General features: G+C 69.4%; 15 protein-coding genes. 4 read left to right on the top strand and 11 right to left on the bottom strand.

The features are described from left to right. Positions 1 to 271: 271 nt before the first annotated feature. Genes ACXJKL_RS05600 through ACXJKL_RS05590 form a run of 3 tightly spaced genes read right to left on the bottom strand, consistent with a single transcriptional unit; the run spans position 272 to position 1,727 of the window. Complete coding sequence (locus tag ACXJKL_RS05600; protein WP_457206073.1) at positions 272 to 673, bottom strand: arsenate reductase ArsC; 402 nt, start codon at positions 671 to 673, stop codon at positions 272 to 274. Then, entirely contained in the window at positions 670 to 1,371 is a 702-nt protein-coding gene (locus ACXJKL_RS05595) for an aquaporin (protein ID WP_457206072.1), read from the bottom strand. The genes ACXJKL_RS05600 and ACXJKL_RS05595 overlap by 4 nt, the downstream gene beginning before the upstream one ends. Continuing rightward, complete coding sequence (locus tag ACXJKL_RS05590) at positions 1,368 to 1,727, bottom strand: metalloregulator ArsR/SmtB family transcription factor (protein ID WP_457206071.1); 360 nt, start codon at positions 1,725 to 1,727, stop codon at positions 1,368 to 1,370. The genes ACXJKL_RS05595 and ACXJKL_RS05590 overlap by 4 nt, the downstream gene beginning before the upstream one ends. Positions 1,728 to 1,810: 83 nt before the next feature. On the opposite strand from ACXJKL_RS05590, the gene ACXJKL_RS05585 reads away from it, so the two are divergent. Beyond that, positions 1,811 to 2,293, top strand: a complete 483-nt coding sequence (locus tag ACXJKL_RS05585) for an ArsI/CadI family heavy metal resistance metalloenzyme (RefSeq protein ID WP_457206070.1) — start codon at positions 1,811 to 1,813, stop codon at positions 2,291 to 2,293. A gap of 27 nt (positions 2,294 to 2,320) precedes the next feature. Further along, positions 2,321 to 2,833: a nucleoside kinase gene (locus tag ACXJKL_RS05580; protein ID WP_457206069.1), complete on the top strand. Its 513-nt coding sequence runs from the start codon at positions 2,321 to 2,323 to the stop codon at positions 2,831 to 2,833. A gap of 333 nt (positions 2,834 to 3,166) precedes the next feature. Here the strand turns inward: ACXJKL_RS05580 and ACXJKL_RS05575 are convergent, their stop codons facing one another. From ACXJKL_RS05575 to ACXJKL_RS05540, 8 genes are all read right to left on the bottom strand, one after another. Next, complete coding sequence (locus ACXJKL_RS05575) at positions 3,167 to 3,727, bottom strand: DinB family protein (protein WP_457206068.1); 561 nt, start codon at positions 3,725 to 3,727, stop codon at positions 3,167 to 3,169. Positions 3,728 to 3,865: 138 nt separating this feature from the next. Beyond that, entirely contained in the window at positions 3,866 to 4,606 is a 741-nt protein-coding gene (locus ACXJKL_RS05570) for a hypothetical protein (RefSeq protein ID WP_457206067.1), read from the bottom strand. A gap of 157 nt (positions 4,607 to 4,763) precedes the next feature. Next, complete coding sequence (locus ACXJKL_RS05565) at positions 4,764 to 5,318, bottom strand: GNAT family N-acetyltransferase (protein WP_457206066.1); 555 nt, start codon at positions 5,316 to 5,318, stop codon at positions 4,764 to 4,766. 135 nt (positions 5,319 to 5,453) lie between these two features. Further along, positions 5,454 to 6,110, bottom strand: a complete 657-nt coding sequence (locus ACXJKL_RS05560; protein WP_457206065.1) for a hypothetical protein — start codon at positions 6,108 to 6,110, stop codon at positions 5,454 to 5,456. Between the two features lie 273 nt (positions 6,111 to 6,383). Beyond that, positions 6,384 to 6,782: a hypothetical protein gene (locus tag ACXJKL_RS05555; protein WP_457206064.1), complete on the bottom strand. Its 399-nt coding sequence runs from the start codon at positions 6,780 to 6,782 to the stop codon at positions 6,384 to 6,386. A gap of 516 nt (positions 6,783 to 7,298) precedes the next feature. Continuing rightward, positions 7,299 to 8,390: a hypothetical protein gene (locus tag ACXJKL_RS05550; protein WP_457206063.1), complete on the bottom strand. Its 1,092-nt coding sequence runs from the start codon at positions 8,388 to 8,390 to the stop codon at positions 7,299 to 7,301. A gap of 30 nt (positions 8,391 to 8,420) precedes the next feature. Then, positions 8,421 to 9,083 carry a hypothetical protein gene (locus ACXJKL_RS05545; protein ID WP_457206062.1) on the bottom strand — a complete coding sequence of 221 codons (663 nt, stop codon included), beginning with the start codon at positions 9,081 to 9,083 and terminating at the stop codon, positions 8,421 to 8,423. 56 nt (positions 9,084 to 9,139) lie between these two features. After that, the gene (locus tag ACXJKL_RS05540; protein ID WP_457206061.1) at positions 9,140 to 9,691 is read right to left on the bottom strand and encodes a flavin reductase family protein; all 552 of its coding nucleotides are present in this window, start codon (positions 9,689 to 9,691) and stop codon (positions 9,140 to 9,142) included. Between the two features lie 36 nt (positions 9,692 to 9,727). On the opposite strand from ACXJKL_RS05540, the gene ACXJKL_RS05535 reads away from it, so the two are divergent. Together ACXJKL_RS05535 and ACXJKL_RS05530 are read left to right on the top strand one after the other, a co-directional pair. Beyond that, complete coding sequence (locus ACXJKL_RS05535) at positions 9,728 to 10,456, top strand: dienelactone hydrolase family protein (RefSeq protein WP_457206060.1); 729 nt, start codon at positions 9,728 to 9,730, stop codon at positions 10,454 to 10,456. Between the two features lie 38 nt (positions 10,457 to 10,494). After that, positions 10,495 to 11,001: an AAA family ATPase gene (locus tag ACXJKL_RS05530; protein WP_457206059.1), complete on the top strand. Its 507-nt coding sequence runs from the start codon at positions 10,495 to 10,497 to the stop codon at positions 10,999 to 11,001. Positions 11,002 to 11,159 lie beyond the last annotated feature (158 nt).

Below are 11,159 nucleotides of genomic sequence, written 5' to 3'. Positions count from 1 at the left end.
GGTGAGCGTGTCGTCGGCGACGCGCAGTCAGACTGATGTGCACGGGTTGGATGCCGCAGGACGTTGCTTTCGGCAGGGGCTGGACCGCGTGTCTACGGACGAGCGTCACAGCAGGGACCAGCACCAGCCGGCGAGCCCACGGTCAGGCGGGTGGCCGGCGTGTCAGCTGTCGGGCAGACCGAGCAGGCGACCCCTGCGCGGTGACCCACGGATCTTGTGAGTCAGGCCCCGGCCCGCAACCCCTCAGCAGTCCTGAGCGGGTTCATACCGTCTAGCGTCTRAGGTCGGCGAGAAGCGCTGTCACTCGTGACTTGATCTCGTCACGGATGGGGCGGACCGCTTCGAGGCCTTGACCGGCCGGGTCGTCCAAGACCCAGTCCTCGTAGCGCTTGYCCGGGTAGAAAGGGCACTCGTCGCCGCAGCCCATGGTGACCACGACGTCGGCCTCGCGCACGGCGGCGTCGGTCAACAGCTTGGGCTCATTGGCGGCGATGTCGATGCCTTCCTCGGCCATAGCCGCGACCGCCACCGGGTTGATCTGGTGGCCGGGCTGGGAGCCGGCCGAGAGGACCTGGACCCGGTCGCCGGCGAGCTGCTGGAGGTAGCCGGCGGCCATCTGGGAGCGCCCGGCGTTGTGCACGCAGACGAAGAGGACGGTGGGTAGGTCGGTCATCGGGGCTCCCGGGACGGTAGGGCGACGGGTGTGGGGTGCAGCAGGCGTACGACGGCGAGCGCGAGCCCGCCGCCGATGGCTYGCATGAGTACGAAGGCCGGGGCCGAAGCCGGTGCGATGCCCGAARAGGTGTCGGACATCGTCCGAGCCACAGTGACAGCGGGGTTGGCGAAGCTCGTCGAGCTGGTGAACCAGTACGCGGCCGTGATGTAGCCCCCGACTGCGAACGCGACGGTCTCGATCCGCGGCGAGCGGAGCGCTCCGAAGACGATCAGGACCAGCCCGAACGTCGCCACGACCTCGCCGATCAGTTGGCCGGAGCCACCGCGATCGTGCGTCGAGATCGAGACGGCGGCGAGGTCGAACATCACGTTGGCGAGCACGACGCCCACGAGGCCACCGCACACCTGCGCTGCGACCAGGACCGCTGCAGTGCCGGCCGACACGCGCCCTAGCGCCGCTTCCACGGCCGTGACCACCGGATTGAACGACGCCGACACCGGCTGGAACGCCAGGATCAGCGCGACGAGCACGGCACCGGTCGCGACGCTGTTCTGCAGCAGCTGCAGCCCGACGTCGTCCGGCGACAGCCGCTGCGCCGCGATGCCCGACCCCACCACGGCACACACCAGGAACGCGGTGCCGAGCAGCTCCGCCGTCGCCCGGCGTACGAGGTCCGGGGTTGGGCCCGAGCTCACGCGGAGACGCCGCCGAGCAGCGCGGCCAGGTCTGCGAGCGCGGTCGGGTTCACCCGGTAGTAGACCCACACCCCGCGCTTCTCGCGGTCCAACAGGCCGGCCTCGTGCAACAGCTTGAGGTGGTGGCTCACCGTCGGCTGCGAGAGGTCGAACGCGTCATTGAGGTCGCACACGCAGGCCTCGCCGTCGGCGTGCGACGCCACCAGCGACAGCAGCCGCAGGCGAACCGGGTCGGCGATCGCCTTCAGCAGCGGAGCGATGCGCGAGGCAGCCTCGGCCGACATCGGCTCCCGGGTCACCGGCGAACAGCAGGCGACCGCCTCGACAGGAGTGAGCTCGAGCAGAGACTTCGACATGTGCCGATATTGACAGATGTCGATGCCTGGTGCCAACCTCTCATGACATCGAAGTTCGTCTATGTCTGAGGAGACAGTCAGCCATGTCCCGCATCCAGCTCGCGCTCAACGTCAACGACATCGACCAGGCGGTCGAGTTCTACTCGACCCTGTTCGACACCCCACCGGCCAAGCGCCGACCCGGCTACGCCAACTTCGCGGTCGCGAATCCGCCGGTGAAGCTCGTCTTGTTCGAGAACCCCGCAGCTACCGGCACCCTCAACCACCTCGGCGTCGAACGCTCCTCGATGGGCGAGGTCCAGTCCGAAGCCRACCGCCTCGAAGCCGCCGGCCTCACCCTGGACGTCGAAGGCGACGTTGTGTGCTGCTACGCCCGCCAGGACAAGCACTGGGTCACCGGACCCGACACGCAGCGCTGGGAGAACTACGTCGTCCTCGCCGACGCCCACCCAGAGCTCGAGGGAAAGACCGACACCGAGATGGCCGAAGCCGCAGCCACCAACGGCTGCTGCGGCGCCACACATCCGTCCACGGACACCGCTGCGTCTGATGAGTGCTGCGCCTAGACGCGGACCCGGCGACATACTCTCCGCATGGGTGTTTGCAACTACCTCGTCGAGGGGGTCTCCGCATCGGGCAAGACAGCGGTGTACCGGGAGCTGATGCGGCGTGGCTACCAAGCGATCAACGGTGACAGGGAACTCGCGTACCAGGGCGACCCTCAGACCGGTGAGGCGACCGACACGGCCGACCACGAGCACCACATATGGGACATAGATCTCGTGCGAGCGAGGGCAGCCGATCGACGCGAGCGCGCAACCTTCTTCTGCGGGGGCTCGCGGAACTTCCACACGTTCCTCGACGTGTTCGACGAGGTCTTCGTCCTCGACATCGACACCGACACCCTGCACCAACGTCTCGATCAGCGCCAGTCGGGCGAGTGGGGCTCCGAGCCTTCCGAGCGCGACCTCGTCGTCCGCCTTCACGGGACGAAGGAGGACATCCCAGCCGCGGGCGTGGTGATCGACGCGACCCGTCCGCTCCCGGACGTCGTTGACGAGATACTCAGTCATGTGGGGAAGGCCTCACCAGTCGGCGACGTGTAGCCGCGGATCGACGCACGTCCGCCCCTCGCCGGTTGCGCCCACCTCCAGCCGCAGATGGAGGCTCCGTGGCTCCCTCAGGTCGCATACTGCTCAGGTGCTGACGACGGCTCGGCTGTGGATTCGCCCCTTCACCCTTGGAGACGTACCCGATGCGACCGCTGCCATCGGGCTGCTCCTGGATAGTGACGAGCGAAACCGCGAGTGGATTGCCACCCTCGGCGTCGACCCCGGTCGCCTCCGCGTAGTCGAACCCCTCGACCCCCGTGTGGCGATCGCACTGATCCGGCCAGGCGTCCGACGGTCACAAGGGGACCACACAGACGTGAGGCTGACCTACTGCCCGACTCGGCCGTCGATGCACTCGCGCAGCAGGTCGGCGTGTCCGCAGTGCCGGGCGTACTCCTCGATCCGGTGGACCCACAACTCACGCACCGCGACACCACGTGCGCCGATCCGCTCACCCGGGTCCGGATGCTCGGCCAACGCCAGGTCAGTAGCGGCCTGCTCCCGAGCAAGATCGTCGAGTGCGCCGTCGACCGTCGCCTGCTCGCCGACGGCTTGCTCGAAGTCGGCATCGCCCTCGCCGTACAGCTTCGGCGCGGGCTCCCCCGGCACGAACCAGTTGCGCCAGTCCCTTTCCGCCTCGGCCAGGTGACGCACGAGTCCAAGTAACGACATGGTCGACGGCGGCACCGAGCGACGCGCCAACTGCTCGGGGCCCAGGCCCTCGCACTTCATCAGCAGGGTCAACCGATAACTGCTCAGGTAGTCCTGCAGCGTCGCCAACTCGCCGTCCGGGCTGACTCCGTCACTGTTGCGAGGATCAGCCGCCGGATCTGCCCACATATCCGGGTAGATGCTCGCCTGACTCCAGCGTTCGGGCACGTCATTCATCCGGCCATGGTGTTGGCCGAGAGCCCGCGCCGCAAGCGATCCAGCTTTCCACTCATGGCAGATCCACGCATCTGTTCTCGGCGACGCGAAATGCTGGATGCACGCCTGGAAGGTCCGACCCTGCCGGGTTCGAGTGACTCAGCCGCCGAACCGCCACAGTTGCAGGTCGCCGTACAGGGCACTGCCGCTCGGTGGGATGTGCCCGACGTACCAACCGAACTTCCCCGGGACGTTGTACTTGGCTGGGATGGTCGCCGTGCCGGCGTGCGTCGGATCCGTCCAGCTCGGCTCCGGCTCCCGAGCCGGCACCCAGATCTTGAACGTCAGGGCCGATCCGACAACCCGGGCGCAGACCCGCCACGGCAAGGGCAGGTACGCGCCGTACGGCGAGACGACGGCACCCACGTCCTTGTTCGCGATACCGGTGAACACCTCGGGCGAGGCAGTGTCCCAGCCGACGACCCACAACGTCCAGTACGCCTGGGCCCACACGTTCTTGTCGACAGTCAGCGCCAACATCCGGCTCCCAAGCCCGGTCACGAAACGAAGTGCGACGCCCTCCTGGATGGACTGGGTGGACTCGTACTGCCAACTGGCGCAGACCTGGCCGTCGCGAAACGACGGCTGCCCGGTCGGCCAGAACACCTCGCGCAGGTTGGCCCCGGTGTTCGTCGCGGGTGCCGACATGTTGATCACGCCGTTGGAGATCGCGACCTTGAAGCGGTCGTTCCCGTCGGCGGTGAGGACCCGCGTCGTGAGTCTGCTTCCGATCGGCATGAGCTGACTCGTCGGGGCCTGCGCCCCGACGGGGCTCAGCGCGGCGGCGGTCAGTAGCGCCACGACGGCGACGCACACCCGCGCCATCCGGTGTGTTCGCATGGCTTCTCCTGTCCGCTGCGTGCTGACGAGAGACAACACCGTCCTGCAGTGCGCCCACACGGAGCATCCTTGTCTGCGTGCGACGTCACATCCAGAGGCGAAGGTCCTCCAGCAACCGCGAGTGGCGCCTCGTTGTCACAGGTGAGTGCGTCGTCGGCTAGCGCTCGGGCCGGACCGATGAAAACACCAGTGCGTCTGCCGTTCGGCCCTCAATCGTCAGGAAGTTCCGGAGTCGTCCCTCCTCCAGGAACCCGGCGTTGCGGAGCACCTGCTGCGACGCCGAGTTCTCTGGCTGCACCCAAGCCTCCAAGCGGCGTAGGTGCAGCGCACTCAGCGCCCAGGGGACGACCAACCGGACAGCCGCTGTCGCCGCTCCATAGCCTCGCTCCTGCGGGACAACCCAGTAGCCCAATCCGCCGACATGCGGCTGCGGGCGCAGCGCGACCCACATCAGACCGATGGCGCGGTCACTCTTCGCATCCACGATCGCCTGGCTGACGCCTTCACCGTCGTGCGCCCGGGTCCTCTGCCGGTGGATGAAGGCCAGCCCCTCAGCGGGAGTGAAATCGGCAGGCACGGTCGTGCCCCTGAGGATGTCAGGATCCGTGCCCGCGAGACGGATGCACTCGACGTCCCCTTCCTGCCACCGTCGCAGGCTGATGCGGCCATCGCTCAGTGGGGGATCTGGGTAGGACAGCGGCTCAGCGAGCATGGCTCCGATCCTGCCAGTGCAGTCGCACACGTAGCTGTCGCCGGCATGAAGTCGACGCTCGGGTTGCGGCAGATGAGGATGTCCACAGGGGAGGTCGCCACCCGTTTCCAGGGGGGTCGCAACTCATCGTGATGGTCAGCACCACACGTCTGCGATGGGCTCGTCCCACGGCGAGCCGTCGATGAGAAGGCGGCCGTCGGCCCAGGGTCGCTGCTGTGTGCGGTCGCAGCGCACGTCCCAGCCGAGGACCTCCCTCGTCACCTGCTCGCCAGAAGGAACGGTGAAAGCAAGCGCGCGCCACGACGCGCCGTCGCTCTCCAGCGCAGGCACCTCAACATGGATGTCGTCCGAGGAGCCGTTGCTGACCAGGATTGCTACACGCGACGGCTCGTTGCCCTCGCCCAGCCCTCCGCCTCCCACCTGGACGGCTACGCCGAGGCGACACCACTGGTTGACGGCGACCCCGTAGACCGACGGGTTGCTCGGGGACACAGCGTCGATCACCTGCCTGCCGTCCGGGAGCGTGGCGGGGATGCGGAACTCGATGGGCGGTGACTCCTCGATGTTGTCGCAGTCCGGCTTCACGACGGCCTCGTACGACACCTTGGTCCCGGCCGGTAGGAACAACGGGTCCAGGTCCTCGCCCTCGTGGTCGACGTCGTCCAGCGGCCACAACTCCACGACGCCCCCGAGACCACCCACAGTGGCGGACGGAGAGGAGAGCACCCGATCCTCGGGATACTGACGCACGATGCCGAGGCGGATGCCCCACTCCGAGGTGTACGTCGACATCTGTGTCGATGGACTCTGGGATGCGTCGGACGTCCTCGACAAGGCATCCGCAGAGCATCCGACGACAGTCAGCAGTCCCAGMAAGCAGAAGGCCTGCAAGCCCCGCGTACATGTCATTCCCTCGGCCACTGGACCCCTTCAGACACCGACCGGAGTGCACTCTGCCCGAGGGACCGCGACGGATCGTCGACGCCCGCGAGGCATCACCAAGATTGAGGGGGCCTGCCGCAGTGCCAGACAGATTGGTCGTACCGGTAGATCCGGGTGTTCGACTCAGACGCGCGGAGAGGGAACCGCCAGGATCCGAGCAAACATGTCGGCAATGGCGGCACCGTCCGACTCGCCGTGCCCGCGTAGGTCGAGCCAGAGCTCAGGCAGGTTCCATCCTTCGACGGACAAGCGGCAGCGCTGCGCCGCATGGTCAACATTGACCCAGAAGTCGATGCAGTGAACGTTGGGCCACTGCTGCTCGCCGTAGGTCTCCACGATGCCGCTGTCGGGGTAGCGCTGTGCGAAGCGTCGAGGATCCGCCTCCCACAGAAGCGCGTCGACAAGCGCACGCCGCTCGTCGGCRTACTGCAGTTGCCGTACGAAGCCGACGTCGGCCGCCTCGAAGATGGGGTCGCAGGCCTCGACGACCGCTTCTACCCAGTTGTCGTCGATCGTTCCCACGGAGGCACGCTACTGGCTTCGAGGCGCACGAAGGTCCATACCGCTACGCCGCCAGCAGCGCACGCATCGAAGTCCACCTGCTTCGGGCGTATGTCGGCGCCATGTGCAGGAGCTGGACCTCACGGCGCACGTAGCTGATGCGGCTTCACTCCCACAGGACGCCGTCATCGGCCGATGCCCGCCGAGACGAGCGTGTCGTGCACACCGACCTCCGAGCACGCAGCCCTGGAGAACTTCCTCGACGCCCAGCGGGTCGGGCTGATCCGCAAGGTCGAGGGTGTCAGCGACGTGGGAGCAGTGATGGTTCGAGGTGATCATGGCCGGGAGGAGGCCGGCCGACGGCTGGCCGGAGGTCGTCCCCGCACCCGAGGACGCGGACCTGCTCGTCGACGAGGATGACACCGTGGCGGGCTGGATCGCGACCTACCAGGAGCGCAGCATCGCGCCGACATCCTGCGGGAGACCCTCGACTGCTCACGCGGCATCTGAGCCAGACCGGGACGACGCCGGCCGGGCCTACGGCGTGACGAGTCCCGCGACCGCCTGGTCGAAGGCGTGGCCAGCCGCCCGCCAGGGCGCCGACGGTCCATCCTCCCCGGCCAGCCCGAGCAGCTGCGGGGCCAGGTCGGCGCTGAAGCCCTCGCTGGCCTCGCGCGGGAGCAGCGAGGGCAGGTTGTCGATGGCGATGACCTCCATCACCGCACTGCCGTGCTCACGGCTGCCGCCGGGCAACCGCCGCACCGGCTCCTCCCAGGTGGTGATGGTCGTGTTGACCGGGAGCATGTTGGTCGGGCCGGTGACGTCACACGTCACGTCCGCGAGCACCCGCAGCCGGCGCTCGCGGTCCAGGTCCGCCTGCTCCACGAACGCAGTCGTCGGGGTGTGCGTGACCACGCAGTTGACCAGCAGGTCGTGGCCGAGGAGCGCCTGCTTGTGCAGGTCCCGGGTCTCCTCGCGATCCCACAGGGTCATCGGCATCCCCGCGGTCGCGAGCGCCTGCTGGGCCCCACGGCCGGACCGCCCGCGCGCGCCGGTCACCAGCGCCAGCAGCTCGTCGGCCCCGGCCTTCCCTGCCCGTTCCAGCTCCGCGTCGAGCTCGTGCTTGGCCATCGGAGCGAGCGGCGCGGTCAGGGTGCCGGCCACCTGCAGCACGCCCAGCGCGGCGCCCACGTAGCCCGCCCAGTAGCCGAACGCGACCACACGCCTGCCGTCCTCGCCGGTGAGGTACTCGATGTCGAACAGCCGCCCCCCGCCACGCCGGAACCGCCCGAGGGTGCGTCGCGCGTCCTCCTGGCCCTTGAACGCGTGCGCGAAGAAGATGTGCCGGTGGCGCAGCGACTCCGGCTCGTCCGGGAGCTCCTTGATCCCGAGGACGTAGGTGTCGTCCGGTGCGTCGGTCCAGGTGCCCTCCCTCACGACGGTCGCCCCGGCCGCGGCGTACTCGTCGACGGTGAAGACGCGTTGGCGTGACTCCTCGACGGTGACCTCGAAGCCGGCGTCGAGCAACAGCGGGATGTCGGCCGGCACGACGGGCGCGCGCCGCTCGGTGTCGCGGGACTCGGACCGGATCCACACGTGGACGGGCTGGACGGGCTGGCCGGGTCGCATGCGCTCAGGATGCCATCGAGCCTCCTGGCGTCAGCGACCCCGCGGGGGTACGACGAGTCGGGTGCCGCGGGCGCCCGACCACTGGCCGGTGTCCTGCAGCCGCGACCACACGGCGTACTCGGGGGCGAAGAAGTCGACCAGGACGGCCCGCGTGGCATCGCTGAGCTCGGGGTCGGCCGGGGGCGAGACGTTGCGACGGCTGAACTCGACGTCCTCGCCGAGGCGGGACCGGAACCACGGCTGCCAGGCGTCCGGGCGCTCGACCGCGAGCACCCGGTCGACCTCGACCACGTCGTCGACGGTGACGAACTGTCCGGGCCGACCCCGTGGGGTCGGCGCGTCGGGGTCTCCGGCGACGTACAACCGCGCGAACTCGTCGAAGGAGAGGTCCGAGCTGTCGGCACCGGGCTTGTGGCGGTCAGACTCCGGGCGGGCGCGGTAGCGCCACCACGACTCCAGCCAGCGCACCGGGTCGCGGAACATCGTGACCAGCTCGTAGGAGTCGCGGTCGTGGCCGTCGGAGGCGAGCCGTGGGGCGATCCGCCGCGCGTAGCCGGACGCGCCGAGGTGCTTGAGGCCGGGCGGTCGGTCGACCACCAGGTCGGCGTACGGTGCGAGCGCGGTCTCCAGCGACGTCGAGGCGCACTTGGGCATGGCGAGCAGCACGAATCCGTGCCGGGGGAACGCCATCATGGGGCGCGATCCTTCCAGACCGCGCGACCGCGGCGCGGAAGGCCTGCCGCTCGGCGTCAGTCCGTGGTCGTGTAGYGCMCGCGGTGGTAGACGAGGGGGCGTTCGTCGCCCCCGGCGGCGAGGTCGACGACCCGCCCGACCACGATGACGTGGTCGCCGGCCTCGTGGATCGCCTCGACCGTGCAGTCGACGTACCCCACGGTCCCCTCGAGCAGCGGGGAGCCGGTCCCGGGGGCCGGGTGCCAGGCGAGGCCCGCGAACTTGTCGTCGGACGGTCCGGCCATCCGGTCGGAGACCTCGGCCTGCCCGGCCGCGAGGAGGTTGACGCAGAAGGTCCCCGACCGGCGGATCGCGGCGAAGGCGCGGGACTGCCGCGTGGGCAGGAACGCCACCAGCGGCGGGTCGAGCGAGACGCTCGTGAACGACTGGCAGGTCATCCCGATCGGGGACTCCCCCGCCATGGTGGTCACCACCGTGACCCCGGAGGCGTAACGCCCCAGCACCTCGCGGAACCAGCTCGCCTGGGTACGCGCCGCCTCGCCGTCGACCTCCAGCGTCTCGCCGGGTCGCCACTCGAAGTCGTGCTCGCACTGGTGCTGGAGATCCACCCCGCCAGTCTCGCCTACGGGTCCACAATGGCCGACATGACCTTCCCGGACGGCTGGGCCCGCGGCTCGCACACCCATGACGGCGTCACGCACCCGACGTACCGCAGGGGGACGGGACCAGGAGTCATCGTGATCCATGAGATCCCGGGCATCACGCCCGAGGTCGCGACGTTCGGCGAGGAGGTCGTGGACGCCGGCTTCACGGTGGTGATGCCCAGCCTCTTCGGCACCGACGGCGCACCGATGTCACCGCGCACCATGGCGTCGTCGTTGGGGCGGGTGTGCGTCAGCCGCGAGTTCACCAGGCTCCGCACCGGCGAGACCACGCCGGTCGCCGGCTGGCTGCGCTCGCTGGCTCGTGAGCTGCACACCGAGCTCGGCGGTCCCGGCGTCGGGGCGCTCGGGATGTGCTTCACCGGCGGGTTCGCGCTGGCGATGGCGGTCGACCCGGCCGTCGCGGCGCCCGTGCTGTGCCAGCCGAGCACCCCCTTCGCCGTGGGGAGGAAACGGGCCGCCGACGTCAACCTCTCCCCCGGCGACCTCGACGTCGTCAAGGGACGGTGCGCCGCCGGGCAGCAGGTGCTGGGGCTGCGCTTCCGCTCCGACCCCGCCGTCGGGACGCGCTTCGACACCCTCACCCGCGAGCTCGGGGACGCCTTCATCCGCGTCGAGCTCGAGGGCAAGGGACACTCGACCGTGACCGCGCACCGCCAGCAGGAGGGCGTCGACGCGGTGCTCTCCTTCTTCGCCGAGCACCTGCACTGAGGGACGTCCCGCTGGGGAACACCGCTACCGTCACCCCGGTGACCCTTCTCGTGATGTCCGGCCTGCCCGGGAGCGGGAAGACCCGGGTCGCCGCCACCCTGGCCCGCGAGCTCGGGTGTCCCCTGATCTCCGTTGACACCATCGAGCGTGGCCTGCACGACGCCGGCGTCGATCCCGAGCAACCGCTCGGGCTGGCGGCGTACGCCGTCGCCAACCGGCTCGTGGACACCCAGCTGGCGCTGGGGCACACCGTCGTCGCCGACGCGGTCAACGCCCACCCCGAGGCACGGCAGGCCTGGCTGGACCTCGCGACAGAGCACCGACGACGAGTCGTCGTGGTCGAGGTGCGGTGCAGTGACGAGGTGCTGCACCGCGAACGCCTCGAGTCCCGCGACCACGAGCTGCGGGAGGTGCCCTGGGGGCGGGTGCAGGGCCTGCGCGAGGGATGGAAGCCGTGGCCCGTGCCGACCACCGTCGTCGACACGGCCGGCGACGGCGGGGCGGACGAGGCCGTCCGGGCCATCGTCAGGGAGCTGCGAGGCTGAGCGCCGGGGCCGGCCCGCCTGTGCCCTCGGTCTCATCATGAGAACAGGTTCTACCTGGCCGGATACCATCGGCTCGTGAGCTTCCTCCGCCGCCAGGGCGTGATCGCCGCCCTCACCGCCAACGCCCTGCGTCCCCTGACCGGTCAGCGCGCCGGGAT

The sequence above is a fragment of the Nocardioides sp. P5_C9_2 genome (genome assembly GCF_054049555.1).
This window is presented reverse-complemented; position numbering and strand designations above follow the sequence as displayed.